Genomic DNA, 21,171 nt, shown 5'->3' on the forward strand with positions numbered 1-21,171 from the left:
TTTATACTAAATCTGCTACTTCTTTTCCAATTAAACTTCCTATAGCTACGCCCATTCCGCCCATTCTAACGCCGCAATATACATTATTGCTTACTTGTTGAACAATTGGTTTTTTCGAATTTCCTATTCCCATAATGCCACTCCATCGATGTTCAATTTCGAACGGGGTTGTAGGCAAAATTACATTTTTTAACAAATCTTCCAAGTGATTTTGAATTTTTTCACTGGTTTCCAATGAAGTAGTAGTTTCGCCTTCAAAATCTAAGTTTCTTCCGCCACCCAACAGAATTCGATTATTGATATTTCTAAAATACGAATACCCTTTGTCTAAATGAAAAGTACCTTTGATGTGTAAATTAGCAATTGGTTTGGTAATTAAAACTTGTGCTCTTGCGGGTTTTACTTGATTTTTAGTTAATTCGGATGCAAAACCATTTGTAGTAAAAATCAGTTTTTTACTTTTAAAACTGACTTCATTTGTTACGACTTCAATTTCATCATTCAATTCCTGATATTGAGAAACAGTTTGATTGTTTAGAATTAAAATATCGTGTAGTGCTGCTTTTTTTAATAGAGCTTGCATCATATTTCCGGTGTCAATTTGACCTTCAAAAGCATTAAAAATCAAATATTCAAATGTGTTTTTAAACTGAAAAGAATCGGTTACTTTGGCATACACATCCGATTTGAATAATGGTCGAACGATGTCGTTTATAAATGGAATTTTAGAAACACAATCACTATAAAATGCTTCGTCTTCTTTTAGAAATAATTCGTAACCGCCTAAAGGTTGATAATCAATGGCAGCATCACCTAAGTTATTACGAAGCAGTTGCAAACCAGCATATCGTTTTTGAATCAATTGAATGACTTCTTCTTCGGTATGTGTTTTTAAATCGTCAATAATTTCGGAAACGCTTCCAAAACAAGCAAAACCAGCATTTTTAGTACTCGCACCTTGAGGCAAAACACCTTTTTCTAATAGTATAATTTTGGCTTTTGGAAACCGTTCTCTTAAACGAATAGCAGCATGTAACCCTACAATTCCGCTGCCTACTATGGTGAAATCCACGTTGGAGAACCAATTTTTTATTTCCCAATAGCTCAGTTGCATATTATATTTCAATTGTTAGTAATACAGGTATTTGTTGTAAAAGTATTGAAAATATTGTCAATAAAAAAGCAGCTTTAATCGACTGCTGTCCAAGTAATGGGTAATAAGGATTTACCATTTGTACTTATAATGAAAATATTGAGTAAAAAAAATATAAAAAGTCTTATTTTTTTGATTAAATTTGTGTGTAATAATATATGTATGAATAGCTAATCTTCACTATCGGATATAAAATAGACAAACTTTAAATTATGGATTATTTTTATATTGTAATTTTAATTATTCTTTTATTCTTTTCTGTTAAAGAAATTAAGAAAAATAAAGCATTATCAAATGATTCGATTTATAATCTTTACCAAAATTCAAGAAACTTTAGACTTTTAATAATGGTTGTCGCTTGTTCTATTCTTGTTTCAGTATTTGTTTTAAGGAAGATTTTAGTTCTCTATAATGATTTTTATGATAATGTCTCAAATTAGTACATTGATGTAAACGACTTTCGAGGATATGTCTAGTAAAGTAAATCGCTGATCTTGAAAACCTTTTCTAAAATACGATTAGTCCTAAAACAGGTTTGTTTAAAATTCTAAAAACGGAAACTTATTTTAGTATGATACATCATTTACACATCCCTAGAACCATCTGCTTTCCCCAATTTTCTCGCTTTAATTGCTTTCATTACCAAAGGGAATGTAGTTACAGCCACTAAAATTAATATGATTTTTTCGATGTGGTGTTTTAAATCAACATCAAATTTTTCTAAAAATAAGCCATATAAATAATGCCCAGCATACACCAAAATAAACGACCATAAAATTGAACTTAAAATATTATATAACATGAATTTGCTTTTTTTCATGTGAACAATCCCAGCTATAATCGGTACAAAAGTTCTTACAATTGGTAAAAATCTCGCAAAAACGATAGCAATTCCGCCATGCTTTTGAAAGAAGCTTTCAGAGTGGTACAAATATTTTTTCTTAAAGAAAAAACCATCTTCTTTTTGGTATAGATTTTTCCCATACACCGAACCAAACCAATAGCCGAAAATATTACCAATTATACCTGAAAGTGCAATTAATGTAGCAATCACAAAAACAGGCGAATAGCCTTGTGGTAAAAAAGTTAAAGGTTGCGCCAATGCTTCACAATAAATTCCAGATAAAAATAATAAACTATCACCCGGAAGAAAAAATCCTATAAATAAACCGGTTTCGGCAAATACAATAAACAAAACCATATAAATTCCGATAGGAACACCACCTAATTCAAGGTTTATGTAAAATTCGGGATTAAATAGTTGGGTCCATTTAAATTCTTTATCAATTTCTTGGGCTTGTAATACTACGTTTAATTTTAATTTTTCAAGTAGGTCTATGATGATTTTCATGGGTTTCAATTTTATTTTTTAGCAAGAGTTAATATTAACTCTCGATTTCTTGTGAGGTTTCGTGTTTAGATTCCCATTTGTCAATTGCAGCTGTTGAAAGCGCGTTTCCTAAAACATTCGTCATACTTCTGGCCATATCGCAAAAATGGTCAATTGGCAAAATCAAAGCAATTCCTTCAGGCGGAATGCCAAACATAGCACAAGTAGCCACTACTACAATTAACGAGGCTCTTGGCACACCTGCAACCCCTTTACTCGTAAGCATCAACACCAAAAGCATCGTAAGCTGTTCAGGCAAACTCATTTCTATACCGTAAACTTGCGCAATAAAAATACTGGCAAACGTCATGTACATCATACTTCCGTCAAGGTTAAAAGAATAACCTAGCGGCAATGTGAAAGACACAATTTTTGGTTGGCACCCAAAACGTTCTAATTCTTCTACCATTTTAGGAAAAACAGCTTCAGAACTTGTAGTAGAAAAGGCAATTAATAAAGGACTTTTAATACGTTGTAACAATACAAATAATCGTTTTCCTAAAATAACATAGCCTACTAGTAATAAAATTACCCAAAGCGAAATAATTCCCACTAAAAACGCACCTAAATACTTTGCGTAAAGCGTAAATACTTCAAAACCGTGTTTTGCGATCGCACTTGCTACAGCACCTAAAACCCCTAATGGTGCCGTCCACATAATAAAAGTAACCATTTTTAAGATGACATGTGAAACCGAATCTAATAATTTAAGAATGGGTTTGGCTTCTTTCTTACTAAATGCCGCTAAAGCCACACCAAATAAGATAGAAAAAATTACTATTTGTAAAATTTCGTTAGTGGCTAAAGCTTCAAATAAACTTTTTGGAATAACATGTTTTACAAATTCTTCTAATGAAAATCCTTTTGAGTTTTCTAACAATTCAGAAGCACTGGAAGCATCATCTAATTTAATAGTGGTTCCTTTTCCAGGTTCGAAAAAATTCACTAAAACCATTCCTAATAATAAGGAAATTAAGGAAGCAGAAATAAACCAAGCCATGGCTTTTCCACCCACGCGTCCTACCATTTTCATATCGCCCATTTTGGCAATTCCAACTACTAAAGTAGAAAACACTAAGGGCGCAATTATCATTTGAACCAATCGTATAAAAATGGTTCCAAGTAATTTTATATTTTTTGAGAAGGTGTCAATGGCTTCAGGAAACTGATAATGCACAATTCCACCTAAACCAACTCCAATAATAAGCGAAATGATAATTAATATAAAGAGTTTATTGTTTTTCATTTTTCATTTTTATTTTAGACCGTGAAAATAGTTATATTTTTTCAAAAAAGTGCTACTTTTAACCTCGTTTTAAATTTTAACAGTATGAAAAAATATATTTTTCTCATTTTCAGTGTACTAAGTATGAGTTCAAATGCGCAACAAATGATGACGCCAGAAAAGCTATGGCAATTAGGTAGAGTGACACCAATAGGTATTTCTAAAGATGGAAAGTCGCTAATTTACAAAGTGGGCACGCCAAATATTCAAGAAAATAAAATAGTTTCTAAATATTATTCCGTACCCGTTGGAGGAGGAAATACGGTTGCTTTAGATAAAATTGAAGGTTTAGTTGCAGATAAAAGTATTTCGCCAAACGGACAAGAATATATAAGTGTCCAACAAGTAAAAGTTGAAAAAATATTAGGTTCCGACTTATACCCAAGTTTAACAAAAACATCAGCACAAGTATATGAAGGTTTAGATTATCGTCATTGGGATACTTGGAATAATGGTACACACAATCATTTGTTTGTAGGATTACTTGGTAAACCAAACGAAAAAGTACTTGGGCCAATTGATATTATGCCAAATGAACCTTACGATGCACCTCAAAAACCATTTGGTGGTGATGAAGATTATGTTTGGTCACCAGATGGAAGTAAAATCATTTATGTATGTAAGAAAAAAGCCGGAACAGCCTATGCAACAAGTACAAATACCGATTTATATGAGTACGATGTAGCGACAAAAACCACAAAAAATCTTACACAAAAAAATTTAGGTTACGATACACATCCAACCTTTTCACCTCGAGGCGAATTGAGTTGGTTGCAAATGAAACGCGACGGTTTTGAAGCAGATAAAAATGATATTATCGTAAGAGTTCAAGGATTTGATGTTAATTTAACTGCCAATTGGGACGGAACTGTTGAGAGCTTTGTTTGGGCAAAAGAAGGAAATAAAGTCTATTTTATTGCGCCGATTTTAGGAACAAAACAACTTTTTGAAGTAAATCACGTTGGGTTAACTAAAATGTTTCCTGTAGTGACACAACTTACCGATGGCGATTTTGATGTAAACGGAATTATAGGTTTTACGGGAAATTCCGTTTTAGTAACAAAAACCACTCATAATAGGGCAACAGAAGTGTTTTCGTACGATTTAAAAAAGAAATCTTGGAAACAAATTACGCACGTAAATGACGAGTTTTATTCGAAAATTGCAACCTGTACTTCCGAAAAACGTTGGATAACCACAACTGATGGGAAAAAAATGTTAGTTTGGGTAATTTTACCACCAAATTTCGATAAAACAAAAAAATATCCAACTCTTTTATATTGTCAAGGAGGACCTCAAAGTGCCTTAACGCAATATTATTCTTTCCGATGGAATTTCCAACTTATGGCATCACAAGGATATATTGTTGTAGCGCCAAATAGAAGAGGTATGCCAGGTCACGGTGTAGAATGGAACGAACAAATTTCAGGAGATTGGGGCGGACAAGTAATGGACGATTATTTATCAGCCATTGACGATATTTCAAAAGAATCGTATGTAGATAAAACCAGAATTGGTGCTGTTGGTGCGAGTTATGGCGGCTATTCGGTATTTCAATTAGCCGGAATTCATAAAAACAGATTTAAAACTTTTATTTCGCATTGCGGCATTTTCAATACAGAAAGTATGTACGGAACTACAGAAGAAGTATTCTTTACAAACTGGGATTCTGGTGGCGCCTATTGGGAAAAAGATAATAAAATCGCACAGAAAACATACAATGAATTCAATCCAATTAAATTGGTAAACAATTGGAATACCCCTATTTTAATCATCCAAGGCGGAAAAGATTACCGCGTACCAATAGGACAAGGACAAGAAGCTTTTCAAGCGGCACAATTAAAAGGAATTAAAAGTAAATTTTTGCTATTTCCTGATGAAAATCACTGGGTGCTACAACCTCAAAATGCTTTAGTTTGGCAAGGTGAGTTTTTTAAATGGTTGAAAGAGACGTTGTAATAATGTGCCAATTAGGAAATGTGTCAATTAGTCAATTATAAAAATTAATTTCAGACCTGACAGGTTTCAAAAACCTGTCAGGTCTTTAATCAAAAATAAGCATGTAACAATTCTTACCTTTAATACTAAATAAAGAAAACTTCAAATGCAACAATTCAACATCATAATTATAGGCGGTGGGGCAGCCGGTTTCTTTGCAGCAATAAATATTGCAGAAAAACATCCGCAACTTAGTGTGGCCATTCTCGAAAGAGGAAAAGAATGCTTAACTAAGGTTAAAATTTCTGGTGGTGGGCGTTGCAATGTCACACACGCGTGTTTTGTACCAAACGATTTAGTCAAATTTTATCCGCGTGGTGAAAAAGAATTAAAAGGGCCTTTTTCGCAATTTTGTTCTGGAGATACGATAGAATGGTTTGAAAAAAGAGGTGTCGAATTAAAAATTGAAGAAGACGGAAGAATGTTCCCAATTACGGATGATTCTCAAACGATAATTGACTGTTTCGAAAAAGATGTAAAGAAATTGGGGATCAAAGTATTTACCTCACAAAGTGTACAATCTTTATATTTCAATAAGGATGAACAATGGAAAATAGAAACTCAACATGATGTTTTTCTGGCCGAAAAAATTGTAGTTGCCACAGGAAGCAATCCTAAAATTTGGGAAATGATGCATCAAATGGGGCATCAAATTGTCGAACCTGTTCCTTCCTTATTTACATTCAATATTACCGATAAAAGAATTAAAGATTTAATGGGACTTTCGGCGCAAGCCAGCATCAAAATAAAAAATTCTAAATTAGCAGCTTCAGGACCTTTGTTAATTACACATTGGGGACTTTCAGGTCCTGGAATTTTACGACTTTCCGCTTGGGGTGCTCGAGAATTGTTTGATAAAAAATATTGTTTTGCCCTGCTTGTAAATTGGTTGGATGAGGTATCTTTTGATGAAGCCATCGAACAATTAAAAGAAATTAAAGAAGAAAATAATAAAAAACTAATTGGCAAATTTTGTCCGTTTGATTTTCCAAAACGTTTGTGGGAAAATATCGTAACTGCTTCTGACATTGCTTTAGATTATAAATGGGCTGAGGTAACCAACAAGCAAATTAATAGCTTAGCCAATCAGCTAACACAAGCTGAATTTCAGGTAAACGGGAAAAGCACGTTTAAAGAAGAATTTGTAACCGCTGGCGGTATCGATTTAAAAGAAATTAATTTTAAAACGATGCAAAGTAAAATTTTACCAAAAGTCTTTTTCGCTGGTGAAGTGGTTAATATTGATGCCATAACTGGTGGCTTCAATTTTCAAAATGCTTGGACAAGCGGTTTTATCGTTGCCGAGAACATTTAATTTAAATAAAAAATACTTAACGTTAACAGCGAGGCAAAACTAACCCAAGCAATATAGGGTATAAATAATTTGGCTGCTGTGGAATGAATGGGTTTAAAAATTTTGTAACATTCAATCAAAACTAACAATAATAAAATCACTTCAATTGAGGCTAATAGTAGATTTTGCAACCCAAAAAACAAATAAGACCATAACGCATTTAATCCCAATTGAAAAATAAAATATTGTAACGCTATTTTAACTTCTTTTGGTTTCTTTTCAATTTCATTCCAAATCAATCCTGCAGCAATTCCCATAAAAATGTAAAGTAACGTCCAAACAGGCGCAAAAACCCAATTTGGCGGATTAAATATAGGTTTTATAAGTGTCGGATACCAAGTGGTTATAGATGATTGTGTAATTTTTCCTGAGAAAAAACCAACGGTCAAACAAATAATTATGCAATACGATATTCTTAAATACTTTTTCATTTTGATAATTTTATTCAAAGATATTCAAAACTTCTGATATCTAACCGCCAAGTTTCAACTTCCTTTTCTATCTTTGTTAAAAATATTTTTTATGTATTCTGATACTGATTTTATTCTTTCAAATTATAGTTCAATAGATGTGGCATCTTTTTCGTGGAGTGCGCCTAGTAATATAGCTTTAGTAAAGTATTGGGGCAAAAAAGAAAATGGTGATCAAATTCCAGCCAATCCATCAATTAGCTTTACCTTAAAAAATTGTAAAACCATTACGTCGGTTGCGATTTCTTCTAAAGTTGAAAAGGATACTTCGATAAACTCAGTACAGCGTGATTTTTCATTTGATTTGTTATTTGAAGGAAAACCAAAAGAAGATTTTAAACCTAAAATTCAAAAGTTTTTCGAAAGAATTTATAAATATTGCCCGTATTTAAAAGAATATCATTTTACAATTGACACCCAAAATACTTTTCCACATAGTTCTGGGATTGCGTCTTCAGCTTCAGGAATGGCAGCGCTTGCAATGAATATAATGAGTTTAGAAAAGGCGTTAAAACCTGAAATTTCCGATGATTATTTTTATTCAAAAGCTTCTTTTTTGGCAAGATTAGGTTCAGGAAGTGCTTGCAGAAGTATTATTGGTAACGTTGTTGCGTGGGGAAAAAATGAAACCATAAAAAATAGTTCCGACTTATTTGGAGTTGCATTTGAAAATGTTCATCCGAATTTTTATAATTTTCAGGATACGATTTTATTAGTAGATAAAGGCGAAAAGCAAGTTTCAAGTACTGTCGGACATAATTTAATGCATAACCATCCATTTGCCGAACAACGTTTCGAACAAGCACATCATAATATTGCTAAAATTGTTGCGTTATTAGAAACAGGAAATGTAACGGAATTTATGAGTTTGGTAGAAAGCGAAGCGTTGACATTACACGCTATGATGATGACGTCGATGCCATATTTTATCTTAATGAAACCAAATACATTAGAAATTATTAATAAAATTTGGAAGTTTAGAAGTGAAACACAAACTCCGGTTTGTTTTACGTTAGACGCAGGTGCCAATGTGCACGTTTTGTATCCTGAAAATGTAAAAGAAAAAGTATTGCAATTTATTCAGCACGAATTAGTTGGCTATTGTCAAAATGGTCAGTACATTTGTGATGAAATTGGAAATGGTGCACAAGATTTGAAATAATTTTATATCTTTACACTAATACTATCAAAAAATGGATATTCAATTAGAAAAAAAAGAATTAATGAAGTTATTGCAGGAAACAGAAAATCCTTCAATAATAAAGTCTATTCAGAAAATATTTCAAAAAGAGCAGAAAGATTGGTGGGATGATTTACCAAATTCTGCAAAAGAAGGAATTAAAGAAGGTATAGAAGATATAAAAAACGGTCGAGTTCATTCCTATGAAGAAGTAAAAAAAGAATTAGGTTGGAAATGAGAAAATTAGAATTCTCAGGACGAAGTTTAAAAGAAATAAGAAATACTGTAGATTATTTAAAAGTAAAATGGTCTGAAAGAATTAGCGATAATTTTTTAAAAGAATTAAAAAGAAATATAGATTTGATTCAAATAAATCCTGAATTGTTTCCTATTTCTGAATTTGAAGGATTAAGAAAATGTGTAGTTTCAAAGCAAACGTCTGTTTTCTTTATTATTAAAAATAATATTGTTTATATTGTTTCGGTATTTGATACCAGACAAAACCCAAATAAAATAAAAGAATAAAATTTATGAAAGGACCACTTTTTTACTCAAAAATATTACTTTTCGGAGAATATGGGATCATTCAAGATTCTAAAGGACTTTCAATACCTTATAATTTTTACAAAGGTGCGTTAAAGTCCGATGAAAATCCGACAGAAGATGCCAAAAAATCAAATCAAAGTTTAGTAAAATTCGTTGCTTATTTAAAGCAATTACAAACGGAACAACCAGATTTAGTAACGTTTAATATTGAGTTATTACAAAACGACGTTAACCACGGAATGTATTTTGATTCAAGTATCCCACAAGGGTACGGAGTAGGAAGTAGTGGCGCTTTAGTAGCTGCTATTTACGATAAATACGCGGCGAATAAAATTACCGTTTTAGAAAATTTAACCAGAGAAAAGTTATTGCAATTAAAATCAATTTTTTCTAATATGGAATCCTTTTTCCACGGAAAAAGTTCTGGTTTAGATCCATTGAATAGTTACTTAAGTTTACCAATTCTTATCAATTCAAAAGATAATATTGAAGCTGCTGGAATTCCAAGTCAATCGGCTACTGGAAAAGGCGCAGTTTTCTTGTTAGATTCAGGAATTGTTGGCGAAACGGCTCCAATGGTAAATATCTTTATGGAGAATTTAAAAGACCAAGGTTTTAGAAAAATGCTAAAATCTCAGTTTATAAAATATACCGATTCTTGTGTGGAAAACTTCTTACAAGGCGACATGAAAGCATTATTTAAAAACACAAAAGAATTATCTAAAGTAGTTTTAAGTAATTTCAAACCTATGATTCCAGAACAATTTCACCAAATATGGCAAAACGGAATTGAAACCAACGATTATTATTTAAAATTGTGTGGTTCTGGTGGCGGGGGCTATATTTTAGGCTTCACACAAGATTTCGAAAAAGCTAAAAAGTCTTTAAAGGACTATAAATTAGAAATGGTTTATCAGTTTTAAAATAGGTTTAAGGAGTAGGGTATAAGGTTTTAGGAGAAAAACCAACACCCAACACCCCACACCCAACACCTTTTACCCAAATGCTAAGTCGCAACTCTAAATTAGTACTTACTAAAATCTTCAGTTTCTTTTCTGTGGCTCGTGGGTACAATGTATTTGTAATTGCGTTAGCACAATATTTATCTGCTATTTTTATTTTAGCTCCAGAAAGAAGAGCGTTAGACATTATTTTAGATTGGAGATTATTTCTTTTAGTAATGGCGTCTACTTTTGCCATTGCTTCGGGGTATATTATTAATAATTTTTACGATGCCAAAAAAGACATCATCAATCGTCCCAAAAAATCCTATTTAGACAGATTAGTCAGTCAGAAAACCCAACTTCAAGTTTATTTCACTTTAAATTTCTTTTCGGCTGTATTTGGTTTACTTGTTTCTTGGCGAGCGGCTTTATTTTTTTCGGTTTATATTTTTAGTATTTGGTTGTATTCGCACAAGCTAAAAAAAATACTTTTTATTGGAAATATTACAGCTTCGTTATTGGCGGTTTTGCCTTTTTTCGGAATTTTATTGTATTTCAAAAACTTTTATCAAGTAATTTTTGCGCACGCCACATTTTTATTTCTAATCATATTGATTCGTGAAATGATTAAAGATTTAGAAAACATTGAAGGCGATTTATCTAATAATTATCAAACCATACCTGTCAATTTTGGTGAAAATTTTGCTAAAAAAATCATTTCATTATTGTTATTGTGTACAATCGTTCCGGTATATTTTCTTATTAATGTGTTTGATGTAGGCTATATGGACATTTATTTTTATTCAAGTTATATTTTACTTCTAATTTTTGTTTTGAAATTATGGAAGTCGGAAGGAAAAGTAGATTATATTAAACTTCATTTCTTGCTAAAAATAATTCTTTTAGCAGGAGTAATTTGTATCGTTCTAATTAAACCAGATGTTATTGAAAACGGTCAAAAATTATTATTAATTCGATAGTGTATCGGCTTCGTACTGCCAATTTCTTACTTCTCACTTAAATTGACTATCTTTGCAAAAAAATAATAGCATGAGAAAATCGTCAGGAGCCAAAAGAAGCGGTAAAGTTTCGGAAAGTAAAAAACCAGATTTTAAAAAAAATGAATCAGGAAAATCTTTTTCTTCAGAAAACAAACCTGCTCCAAAGTTCAATAGAACAGACAAGCCAAAACAACAAGTGGTTAAAATTAAATCTGATAAAGATGAAATCAGATTGAATAAATATGTAGCAAATTCAGGAGTTTGTAGTCGTAGAGATGCCGACATTTATATCCAAAGCGGAAATGTAAAAGTAAACGGCGAAGTGGTTACAGAAATGGGACACAAAGTAAAATTAACCGATGTGGTTAATTTCGATGGTGTGAACATTACGCCAGAGAAAAAAGAATACATTCTATTAAACAAACCTAAGAATTTTTCTACTGAGAAGAATGACCAAGGCGCAAACAACGTGTTGCAATTAATCAAATCGCCTTCAAATGTTCGATTAGAACCTGTTGGAAGAATGGATAAGACTACAACAGGCTTATTGTTGTTTACAAATGATCCAGATATGGTTCGAAAATTTACAACACCAAATCAACGTTCTTCTAAAATTTATCAAGTTTCTTTGGATAAAAATTTAAAATACGAAGATTTAGAAAAAATTCAAAGTGGCGTTACTATTGAAGGGCATAAAGTATATGTAGAAGAAGTAACATTTATTGATGGAGAAGCTAAAAGTGAAATCGGTGTAAAAATGAAAACATCAAATGTAAAAGTGGTACGAAATATTTTTGAACACCTAAAATATAATGTAATTAAATTAGACCGAGTGGTTTTTGCAGGATTAACCAAAAAGAATTTACCAAGAGGAAATTGGAGAGTTTTAACAGAACAAGAAGTTGTTAATTTAAAAAATAATTAAAAAAATCCGTCTTTTTCAAGACGGATTTTTTGTTTCAAATATCAATAATATTAAAATAAAATATATATTTGTAATTCCTTATTTAATAAACGTATAATGAAAAAAATAGTTCAAATTGTTGCCCTTGTCATACTGTTAGTATCGTGTGAAAATGATATTAAAACTAATTTACCAGCATTTTTAGGTGAAAAAGATAATATTGCATGGCGTGCTTCAGATACAAAAATCACTGCAAATCCAGGCGGAACGATAACAATAAATGCATATAAAGATAATGAAATGGTTACTATAACAGTGCCAAATACAGTTGGTACACATTATTTAGGAACTACTAATCAAGGTGTAAATGCAACATATTCATATAGCAATCAGCAATCATTGTTATACTATGAAACGGCATTAATTGAAGGGCCTGTTTTTAAATTAGAAGGCGTTACTAATCCTGGTACAGGATATGCAGCTTTAAACGGTAGCAATGTAACTACAACAGGAGGTTCTGGAAATGGATTAACATTAAAAATTCAAACCAATAGTTCAGGAGCTGTTACAGGAGCTACCATTGTAAGTAGAGGAGTAGGTTATGAGCCCGGAGATGTAATAACAGTTAATGGTGGAAATGCTAACGCAACAGTAACTGTTTTAAATGTATCAAAAAGTAATGGAGAAGTTGAAATTGAAAAAATTGAAGGAAACTTGTATTCAGGAACGTTTAAATTTAATGCAGTTGACGAACAAGGAACAGTAGTAAATTTTAATAAAGGGATTTTTAATAAAGTGCCAATTTTATAAAAATTTTAAACATATATTACTAATTACCACTTCATTTAGGAGTGGTTTTTTGTTTTTGTTAATAACTAAAATTGCCATAAAAAAAGATAAATTGTATTTTTGAAATCTTTCACTTTTTTAAAATGTAGTATAGTTTTGAGATTTGGAATTTATTAATTTGGAATTTATAATTTATGTATTTAATCTTCGATACCGAAACCACAGGATTACCTAAAAGTTGGTCTGCTCCAATAACAGATACTAACAATTGGCCTCGTTGTGTGCAAATTGCTTGGCAATTACACGATGATATGGGTAACCTAATCGAACATCAAGATTATTTAATAAAACCAGAGGGATATAACATTCCATTTGATGCAGAAAGAATTCACGGAATTTCAACAGAATTAGCCAATCAAGAAGGTTTTGGATTAAGTGAAATCCTTGAAAAATTTAATATTGCTTTATCTCAAGCCAAATATATTGTAGGGCAAAATGTAGGTTTTGATGTGAATATTATGGGTTGCGAATTTCATCGATTTGGAATAGCAACCGATTTAGCCAAAATGCCCATTTTAGATACTTGTACTGAAACTACGGCTTTATTATTAAAATTACCTGGCGGACGTGGTGGAAAATTTAAACTACCTACTTTAACAGAATTACACGAATATTTATTTCAAGAAAAATTTGCAGAAGCTCATAATGCTACTGCCGATGTAGAAGCCACAACGCGTTGTTTTTTAGAATTAGTAAAACGTGGAAATTTTAATTCAAACGAATTACCTGTTTCTGAAGCATATTATATAGCATTCAAAACTAATAATCCAGATGTAAAACCAATCGGATTAAAACATGTTAATTTAAAACAGGCTTCAGCTACTTTAAGAGAAAAATTACAACAACAACTTCCAAAAGATATTGAAATTTTACCTGAAAATTTGGAAGATATTTCAGATGTTGCCTTTGCGCATTTGCACAATCATTCGCAGTTTTCGGTTTTGCAATCTACCATTTCGATTCCTAAATTAATTGAAAATACAATAAAGCAGAAAATGCCAGCTGTTGCGTTAACAGATATTGGTAATATGATGGGTGCTTTTCAATTTGTTAGCGGAATTCTAAATCATAATAAATCGGCGGAAGCCAAAAACAAGGAATTAGTTGAAGCTGGTGAACAACCAACAGAAACTGTCATTAAACCAATTGTGGGTTGCGAATTTTTTGTTTGTAACAATCACAAAGATAAATCGAACAAAGACAACGGATATCAAGTTGTTTTCTTAGCAAAGAATAAAAAAGGATATCATAATTTAGCGAAGTTGTCTTCAAAAGCCTATACAGATGGTTTTTATTACGTGCCTCGTATTGATAAAGAATTAATCAAACTATATAAAGAAGAACTTATTGTTTTAACAGGAAGTTTATATGGTGAAGTGCCAAATAAAATTCTTAATGTTGGAGAAAATCAAGCTGAAGAAGCCTTATTATGGTGGAAAGAGCAATTTGGTGATGATTTATATATCGAATTAATGAATCATAATCAGGAGGATGAAAAAGCGGTAAATACTACGTTAATTCAATTTTCTAAAAAACATAATGTAAAGCTAATTGCTACAAACAACACGTTTTACATCAATAAAGAAGATGCCAACGCACACGATATTTTATTATGTGTAAAAGAGGGTGAAAAACAAGCCACACCAATTGGACGTGGTCGCGGATATCGTTTTGGATTACCCAATCAGGAATATTATTTCAAGTCAACAAATGATATGAAAAGTTTGTTTCCACAAACTCCTGAAGCCATTAGTAATGTTCAAGAAATTGTAGACAAAATTGAAATATATTCGCTTTCGCGAGATGTATTACTTCCAAAATTTGATATTCCAAACGAATTTCAAGTACCAGAAGATATAGATGATAAAGGTGTTCGAGGTGAAAATGCTTATTTAAGATATTTAACCTATGAAGGAGCCAAAAAACGTTATGGTGAAATCACAAATGAAATCAGAGAACGTATTGATTTCGAACTATTAACAATAAGTAATTCAGGTTATCCGGGCTATTTTTTAATTGTACAAGATTTTATCGCCGAAGCCCGAAAAATGGACGTTTCGGTTGGTCCAGGTCGTGGTTCTGCAGCGGGTTCAGTTGTTGCGTATTGTTTGTGGATTACGAATATTGATCCTTTATTATATAATTTACTTTTTGAGCGTTTTTTAAATCCCGACCGTGTATCGATGCCCGATATTGATATCGATTTTGACGATGAAGGTCGTGGTAGAGTAATGGATTATGTAATTAAAAAATACGGTTCTAATCAAGTCGCACAAATTATCACGTATGGTAAAATGGCTACGAAATCAGCTATTCGAGATACAGCTCGAGTTTTAGATTTGCCTTTATTCGAAGCCGATAGAATTGCGAAATTAATTCCAGCTATGATGCCTGGAAAATGGAATTTAGCACGATTTCTATCCGAAAAAGAAGAAGATGTTAAAAAAGCCGTTCGTTCAGATGAATTTGACCGCGTAAAAGAATTAATCGAAATTGCCAATCAAGGCGAACTTTCTGGAGAGACGATTCAACAAGCAAAAATATTAGAAGGCTCGCTCCGAAATACAGGAATTCACGCATGCGGTGTAATTATTACTCCAGATGATATTACCAATTTCGTACCTGTAACCACAGCAAAAGATTCGGATTTATATGTTACCCAGTTTGATAATGCAGTAGCTGAAAGTGCAGGTTTGTTAAAAATGGACTTCTTAGGTTTAAAAACCTTAACACTAATAAAAGATACAGTTAAGCTCGTAAAATACAAACGAAATATCGATTTAGATCCCGATACCTTTCCAATTGACGATAAAAAAACATACGAATTATTCCAACGTGGTGAAACGGTAGGTATTTTTCAATACGAATCGCCAGGAATGCAAAAGTATTTAAAAGATTTAAAACCAACGGTTTTTGGAGATTTAATTGCGATGAATGCATTATATCGACCAGGTCCGTTAGAATATATTCCTTCTTTTGTTCGAAGAAAAAATGGTTTAGAGCCTATTGCATATGATTTAGATGCTTGCGAAGAATATTTAGCAGAAACCTATGGAATTACAGTATATCAAGAGCAAGTAATGCTTTTGTCTCAATCTTTAGCCGGTTTTACTAAAGGTGATGCCGACGTACTTCGTAAAGCAATGGGTAAAAAAGACAAGCCCGTCTTGGATAAAATGAAGCCTAAATTCATCGCGCAAGCAGAAGAAAAAGGACACAACGCTAAAATATTAGAGAAAATTTGGAAAGACTGGGAAGCATTTGCAAGTTATGCATTCAATAAATCGCACTCTACTTGTTATGCTTGGATTGCTTATCAAACTGCCTATTTAAAAGCACATTATCCTGCAGAATATATGGCGGCTGTGCTTTCAAACAATATGAACGATATCAAATCGGTTTCCTTTTTTATGGAAGAATGCAAGCGAATGGGCTTAGAGGTTTTAGGTCCAGATGTCAATGAATCATTCTATAAGTTTACCGTAAACGATAATAATGCTATTCGCTTCGGAATGGGAGCAATTAAAGGCGTTGGAGAAAACGCAGTAAAAACAATAGTTGAAGTGCGAAAAGAAGGCCGTTTTAAGTCTATTTTTGATTTAGCAAAGCGAATAGATTTGCGTGCGGCAAATAAAAAAGCATTCGAAAATTTAGCCTTAGCAGGTGGTTTTGATGAGTTTGGAGATACACATCGGGCTCAGTATTTCCATACGGATGGGGATAATAGTTCCTTTTTGGAAAAAGCCATTCGTTTTGGAGCGAAGTTTCAAGAAAACGAAAACTCTTCTCAAGTAAGTTTGTTTGGTGATGCATCCGACGTGCAAATTGCCGAACCAATTGTGCCGCCTTGTGAAGAATGGAATACCTTAGAAAAATTATCTCGTGAAAAAGAAGTTGTAGGAATTTATATTTCAGGGCATCCATTGGACGATTATAAATTTGAAATGAAATATTTCTGCAATACCAAGTTGCAAGCATTACATAATTTAGAGCCTTTAGTTGGTAAAAATTTATCATTTGGAGGAATTGTGTCCAATGTGCAACATCGTACCACGCAACAAAATAAAGGTTGGGCAACGTTTAATATTGAAGGGTACGAAGAAAGTTTTGAATTCCGAATTTTTAATGAGGAATACCTAAAATTCCGCCATTATTTGGTTGCAAATCAGTTTGTATTCGTTAAAATTTTCGTGAAAGAAGGCTGGACAAATAAAGATACCGGAAAAAAATCAGAGCCAAGAATTAATTTTTCACATCTTCAGAGTTTACAAGATGTTTTGCCTGATTTTGCAAAAAAATTAACCATTCAGTTGCCTGTTGAAGAGTTAAAAGAACAATTAATTTCGAAATTAAACGAACTTTTCTCCATTCATCAAGGGGATTTTAATGTAACATTTGAATTGTTAGAATTAGAAAAAGTGAAACGATTTGTTAAGCGAGAAATTGAAATTGATGACGAAATTCAAGAAGAAAATCTCATTGAAATAGAGGATGAGGTAGAAAATAACGCTGAAATTATAATAGAAAATCAAATGGAAGAAATTGAAGAAACTATTATAAAAAACAAGTTAGAAATGCCAAGTAGAAAACTAAAAATTAATATTTCTAAAGATTTGTTGGAAGGATTGGAAAAAATGCAAGTCAATTTTAAATTGAATTAGATTTTTGGTAAAATTAAATTCAAATTTTGTAATTTACTTAACATATTTTGTAGTTGTGCGATATATTACCAAAAAACCGAAACAGAATGAAAAACAGAATTTTAACTTTTATCTTTTGTGTCATTTCAAGTTTGACATTTGCCCAAAAACCAACTTTTGAAATAAAATATTCGGAACAATTAGCCGTTTTTGTTTTTATTCAAAACTTATCTGAAAACTATCCTGAAAATGTTTTTAAAACTGAATTTAACAAATCAATATACAATACAGAAAAGTATAAAAACTTAATCACAAAATTTGATAAACTGTCAATCGATTATAGTTATGAATTTGAAGAGTTTCCAAACGGCTCAAAAATTCCTATGCAAACTAGAGATATTTTGAAAAAAAACTTAATCGAAACCGAAAACCTAAAAGATTTTAAACTCCGTTCAATAGGAATTGTTACTAACAAAACTTTGAACGAACTAACTGAAATAATTACAGAGTTCAAACCAATATATAACGAACTAATTTATGACCCAAATAAAGAAAAGTTTGAACAACAAATTTTAGATATTTCAAAATATTCTATCGAAAACAAAATAGAAAACTATTTTGAAACTGGTTTAGTTTTTTATAATTCGAGTTGGGATAATTCAATTCCCTTTAAAATCGCATTCTATCCATTACCATACTCTCAAGGATTTACAGCTCAAGCATTCTACAACAATTTTATAAGTGCAATTCAAACAAACTTAAAAGATTATAAAGATTTATTTAGTGTTATGCTACACGAAATTTTTCACATTATTTATAATGAACAATCGCTTGAAGTAAAAACTGAAATTGATAAAAACTTCAATGAAAACAAATCAAAATCAAGTAATTATGCCTACCAACTTTTGAACGAAGTTTTAGCAACTTCATTAGGAAATGGTTATGTATTTGAAAAACTTGACGGGAAAATAGATGCAGGTGAATGGTATAATCGAAAATATATTAATTTAATGGCGAAACAAATTTATCCATTAGTAAATGAGTATATCTCTCAAAGAAAACCAATTGACAAAAATTTTATTGATAATTACATCAAACAATATGAAGAGAATTTTCCTAATTGGATAAATGAACTTGATAACATTATGGCTTACAGGTATGTAATTTCTGAAGATGAAAAATATTTTGACATTATTGACCAAAAATATCGTTATTGTTCAAGTGCAAATTATGAAACTGAAATTACTGAAAGTTCAATTGAAAAAATGAAAAAAACATCGCTAACAAAATTGATAATTATATCAAAAAATAACAAAGAAAAATTAAATCTAATAAAGAAAGAATTTAAAGAACTTAATAATTGGAAATTCAATTCAGAAAATGACTTCAATTATAAAATTCTTTTAGAAGACAAAAGTCAATTAATTATTGTAAACCAAAAGAAATCAAAAGCAGAAATCTTAATCAAAAAACTGGAAACAGAAAATAAATAAAAAATACATCGCACAACAGCCGTTTGGCAAAATGGCGGGTTCAGTGCTAAATTGAACGTACAGAATTCTAATAAACATTAGTGCTAAATTGAAAGTAAGTGCTTCTAAATCCGCCACTTCGCCAAGCTTCAAAACGTTAATAATGCTCAAATTTGCTTTTTAACTTATACGACTTATGAAAAAAATACTATTTATTTTGCTGTCTTTTACGGGAATCAGTTTTGCTCAAATTGCTGAAACTTCTGACGCAATATCGCCATTATTAATTGGAGAAAAAATTCCAAAACAAAATTTAATGTCTGTTGATAATCAGTTGGTTTCAACTTCAGAAATATTTAATAAAAAAACAGTTTTAATACTTTATCGAGGGGGTTGGTGCCCGTATTGTAACGCACAACTTATGGATATGCAAGAAATTGAAAGTCAAATTATTGAATTGGGCTACCAAATTGTAGCTATTAGTCCAGATTCGCCAAAGTTTTTAAAAGAAACTACAACAGAAGATAAATTAAATTATCAATTATTTTCCGATAATGATGGAGCGTTTTCTCAGGCGTTAGGGGTTGCTTTTAAAAGGGAAAAACCAAAATTAGAAAAATATTCTGAAGGCAAAAATCCAGGTTTTTTGCCTGTTCCAACCGTTTATGTTCTTAATGAAAACGCAGAAATAGAATTTATGTATATCAATCCAAATTACACAAAAAGATTAAAAGGCGATTTGTTGCTTGCAGTGTTAAAAAACCTATAAATTGATTTTACTAATCTTTAAATAGGTAAAAGAAATCATAATTTTTTTCAAAGCTTAAATATATTTTCTACTTTCGCAGTATAATAATTACAGTATAAAAAAAATAAATATAAAAATATGGCATTAGCAATTACAGATGCTACTTTTGAGGAAGTAGTATTAAAATCAGACAAACCAGTAGTAGTAGATTTTTGGGCAGCTTGGTGTGGACCTTGCAGAATGGTTGGGCCAGTTATTGATGAAGTAGCTACAGAATATGAAGGAAAAGCACTAGTTGGTAAAGTAGATGTTGATGCAAATCAAGAATTTGCTGCAAAATATGGTGTAAGAAATATTCCAACAGTATTGGTGTTTCAAAACGGAGAAGTAGTTGGAAGACAAGTAGGAGTAGCTCCTAAAAAAACCTATACTGACGCAATTGACGCATTGCTATAAGTGATAAAATAAATTTATTAGTAAAGGTTCAACGGAGGTTGAGCCTTTTTTTTACCCATAAATTTCCATAAAGAATTTAAAATCTTTTCATATATTTACGATATGAATTTAGAATCGCAACTCGAAAAAATATCCCAATTTAAAAATTTAGAACTTTTGGCTAATCAAATAGTTGAAGGCTTTATTTCTGGAATGCATAAAAGTCCATTTCATGGCTTTTCCGCCGAATTTGCTGAGCATAAAATTTATAATCAGGGCGAAAGCACCAAACATATAGATTGGAAGTTGTTTGCCAAAACAGACCGATTATATACGAAAAAGTATGAAGAAGAAACCAATTTACGATGTCATTTAATTATCGATAATTCTTCATCGATGCATTATCCAAAATTAAAATCGAATCAAAATTTTTCCGAAAATAAAATAGGATTTTCAATTTTAGCAGCGGCTGTTTTGATGAATTTATTAAAGAAACAGCGCGATGCAGTAGGAGTTTCTGTATATTCTGATACGTATGAATATTATGCATCAGAAAAAGGAAGTGAACGCCATCACAGAATGATTTTAAATCAGTTTGAAAACATATTAAACGACTCAAAAGAATCTAAAAAAACAGATACGATTACATTTCTCCATCAAATTGCAGAAAAAGTACATCGTCGTTCGATGATTATTTTGTTTACAGATATGTTTATCGACGAAGATAATGAAAAACTATTTAGTGCTTTGCAGCATTTAAAGCATAATAAACATAAGGTGGTTTTGTTTCACATTTTTGATA

Annotated in this window: 18 protein-coding genes; 14 read left to right on the plus strand and 4 right to left on the minus strand. The window is 31.5% G+C overall.

The window, feature by feature from the left end; all coding sequences use genetic code 11:
* Position 1: 1 nt before the first annotated feature.
* The 3 genes from KA468_RS02860 to KA468_RS02870 form a co-directional block, all read right to left on the minus strand.
* Positions 2-1,114: an FAD-dependent oxidoreductase gene (locus KA468_RS02860; protein ID WP_291241439.1), complete on the minus strand. Its 1,113-nt coding sequence runs from the start codon at positions 1,112-1,114 to the stop codon at positions 2-4.
* Between the two features lie 622 nt (positions 1,115-1,736).
* Positions 1,737-2,504, minus strand: a complete 768-nt coding sequence (locus tag KA468_RS02865) for a VTT domain-containing protein (RefSeq protein ID WP_291241440.1) — start codon at positions 2,502-2,504, stop codon at positions 1,737-1,739.
* A 34-nt stretch (positions 2,505-2,538) separates the two neighbouring features.
* Complete coding sequence (locus tag KA468_RS02870) at positions 2,539-3,789, minus strand: dicarboxylate/amino acid:cation symporter (protein ID WP_291241441.1); 1,251 nt, start codon at positions 3,787-3,789, stop codon at positions 2,539-2,541.
* 84 nt (positions 3,790-3,873) lie between these two features.
* Between KA468_RS02870 and KA468_RS02875 the strand changes: the two genes are divergently transcribed.
* Both KA468_RS02875 and KA468_RS02880 read left to right on the plus strand, forming a co-directional pair.
* Complete coding sequence (locus tag KA468_RS02875; protein ID WP_291241442.1) at positions 3,874-5,787, plus strand: S9 family peptidase; 1,914 nt, start codon at positions 3,874-3,876, stop codon at positions 5,785-5,787.
* Between the two features lie 145 nt (positions 5,788-5,932).
* Positions 5,933-7,141 (plus strand): NAD(P)/FAD-dependent oxidoreductase, encoded by a 1,209-nt coding sequence (locus KA468_RS02880; protein WP_291241443.1) that lies wholly within the window; start codon positions 5,933-5,935, stop codon positions 7,139-7,141.
* Here KA468_RS02880 and KA468_RS02885 read toward each other — a convergent pair.
* Complete coding sequence (locus KA468_RS02885) at positions 7,138-7,611, minus strand: TspO/MBR family protein (protein WP_291241444.1); 474 nt, start codon at positions 7,609-7,611, stop codon at positions 7,138-7,140. The genes KA468_RS02880 and KA468_RS02885 overlap by 4 nt on opposite strands.
* A 91-nt stretch (positions 7,612-7,702) precedes the next feature.
* Between KA468_RS02885 and mvaD the strand changes: the two genes are divergently transcribed.
* The 12 genes from mvaD to KA468_RS02945 form a co-directional block, all read left to right on the plus strand.
* Entirely contained in the window at positions 7,703-8,812 is a 1,110-nt protein-coding gene (gene mvaD / locus KA468_RS02890; RefSeq protein ID WP_291241445.1) for a diphosphomevalonate decarboxylase, read from the plus strand.
* Between the two features lie 31 nt (positions 8,813-8,843).
* Positions 8,844-9,068 carry a hypothetical protein gene (locus KA468_RS02895; protein ID WP_291241446.1) on the plus strand — a complete coding sequence of 75 codons (225 nt, stop codon included), beginning with the start codon at positions 8,844-8,846 and terminating at the stop codon, positions 9,066-9,068.
* Positions 9,065-9,355 carry a type II toxin-antitoxin system RelE/ParE family toxin gene (locus KA468_RS02900; RefSeq protein ID WP_291241447.1) on the plus strand — a complete coding sequence of 97 codons (291 nt, stop codon included), beginning with the start codon at positions 9,065-9,067 and terminating at the stop codon, positions 9,353-9,355. Before KA468_RS02895 ends, KA468_RS02900 begins: the two co-directional genes overlap by 4 nt.
* 5 nt (positions 9,356-9,360) lie before the next feature.
* Complete coding sequence (locus KA468_RS02905) at positions 9,361-10,299, plus strand: mevalonate kinase (RefSeq protein WP_291241448.1); 939 nt, start codon at positions 9,361-9,363, stop codon at positions 10,297-10,299.
* 80 nt (positions 10,300-10,379) lie between these two features.
* Positions 10,380-11,300, plus strand: coding sequence for a geranylgeranylglycerol-phosphate geranylgeranyltransferase (locus KA468_RS02910; protein WP_291241449.1), 921 nt, complete (start codon positions 10,380-10,382; stop codon positions 11,298-11,300).
* Positions 11,301-11,370: 70 nt separating this feature from the next.
* Complete coding sequence (locus KA468_RS02915) at positions 11,371-12,246, plus strand: pseudouridine synthase (RefSeq protein WP_291241450.1); 876 nt, start codon at positions 11,371-11,373, stop codon at positions 12,244-12,246.
* Positions 12,247-12,342: 96 nt separating this feature from the next.
* Positions 12,343-13,035, plus strand: coding sequence for a DUF6252 family protein (locus tag KA468_RS02920; protein WP_291241451.1), 693 nt, complete (start codon positions 12,343-12,345; stop codon positions 13,033-13,035).
* Between the two features lie 173 nt (positions 13,036-13,208).
* The gene (gene dnaE, locus KA468_RS02925) at positions 13,209-17,735 is read left to right on the plus strand and encodes a DNA polymerase III subunit alpha (protein ID WP_291241452.1); all 4,527 of its coding nucleotides are present in this window, start codon (positions 13,209-13,211) and stop codon (positions 17,733-17,735) included.
* Between the two features lie 86 nt (positions 17,736-17,821).
* A complete protein-coding gene (locus KA468_RS02930; protein ID WP_291241453.1) occupies positions 17,822-19,207 on the plus strand; it encodes a hypothetical protein in 1,386 nt (461 codons plus the stop codon).
* Positions 19,208-19,382: 175 nt separating this feature from the next.
* A complete protein-coding gene (locus tag KA468_RS02935; RefSeq protein WP_291241454.1) occupies positions 19,383-19,955 on the plus strand; it encodes a peroxiredoxin in 573 nt (190 codons plus the stop codon).
* Between the two features lie 117 nt (positions 19,956-20,072).
* Positions 20,073-20,390 (plus strand): thioredoxin, encoded by a 318-nt coding sequence (gene trxA, locus KA468_RS02940; protein ID WP_291241455.1) that lies wholly within the window; start codon positions 20,073-20,075, stop codon positions 20,388-20,390.
* 102 nt (positions 20,391-20,492) lie between these two features.
* The coding region (locus KA468_RS02945; RefSeq protein WP_291241456.1) for a DUF58 domain-containing protein at positions 20,493-21,171 on the plus strand (679 nt) is incomplete at its 3' end.

It is taken from the genome of Flavobacterium sp., assembly GCF_017985075.1.
Taxonomy (GTDB): Bacteria; Bacteroidota; Bacteroidia; order Flavobacteriales; family Flavobacteriaceae; genus Flavobacterium.

Bases quoted from the DNA above. Each gene is read 5' to 3' on its own strand.
- KA468_RS02920 (WP_291241451.1), top strand. From the start codon at position 12,343: ATGAAAAAAATAGTTCAAATTGTTGCCCTTGTCATACTGTTAGTATCG.
- KA468_RS02885 (WP_291241444.1), bottom strand. From the start codon at position 7,611: ATGAAAAAGTATTTAAGAATATCGTATTGCATAATTATTTGTTTGACC.
- KA468_RS02870 (WP_291241441.1), bottom strand. From the start codon at position 3,789: ATGAAAAACAATAAACTCTTTATATTAATTATCATTTCGCTTATTATT.
- KA468_RS02935 (WP_291241454.1), top strand. From the start codon at position 19,383: ATGAAAAAAATACTATTTATTTTGCTGTCTTTTACGGGAATCAGTTTT.
- KA468_RS02895 (WP_291241446.1), top strand. From the start codon at position 8,844: ATGGATATTCAATTAGAAAAAAAAGAATTAATGAAGTTATTGCAGGAA.
- KA468_RS02880 (WP_291241443.1), top strand. From the start codon at position 5,933: ATGCAACAATTCAACATCATAATTATAGGCGGTGGGGCAGCCGGTTTC.
- KA468_RS02860 (WP_291241439.1), bottom strand. From the start codon at position 1,114: ATGCAACTGAGCTATTGGGAAATAAAAAATTGGTTCTCCAACGTGGAT.
- mvaD (WP_291241445.1), top strand. From the start codon at position 7,703: ATGTATTCTGATACTGATTTTATTCTTTCAAATTATAGTTCAATAGAT.
- KA468_RS02910 (WP_291241449.1), top strand. From the start codon at position 10,380: ATGCTAAGTCGCAACTCTAAATTAGTACTTACTAAAATCTTCAGTTTC.
- KA468_RS02875 (WP_291241442.1), top strand. From the start codon at position 3,874: ATGAAAAAATATATTTTTCTCATTTTCAGTGTACTAAGTATGAGTTCA.
- KA468_RS02865 (WP_291241440.1), bottom strand. From the start codon at position 2,504: ATGAAAATCATCATAGACCTACTTGAAAAATTAAAATTAAACGTAGTA.
- KA468_RS02900 (WP_291241447.1), top strand. From the start codon at position 9,065: ATGAGAAAATTAGAATTCTCAGGACGAAGTTTAAAAGAAATAAGAAAT.
- KA468_RS02915 (WP_291241450.1), top strand. From the start codon at position 11,371: ATGAGAAAATCGTCAGGAGCCAAAAGAAGCGGTAAAGTTTCGGAAAGT.
- trxA (WP_291241455.1), top strand. From the start codon at position 20,073: ATGGCATTAGCAATTACAGATGCTACTTTTGAGGAAGTAGTATTAAAA.
- dnaE (WP_291241452.1), top strand. From the start codon at position 13,209: ATGTATTTAATCTTCGATACCGAAACCACAGGATTACCTAAAAGTTGG.
- KA468_RS02905 (WP_291241448.1), top strand. From the start codon at position 9,361: ATGAAAGGACCACTTTTTTACTCAAAAATATTACTTTTCGGAGAATAT.
- KA468_RS02930 (WP_291241453.1), top strand. From the start codon at position 17,822: ATGAAAAACAGAATTTTAACTTTTATCTTTTGTGTCATTTCAAGTTTG.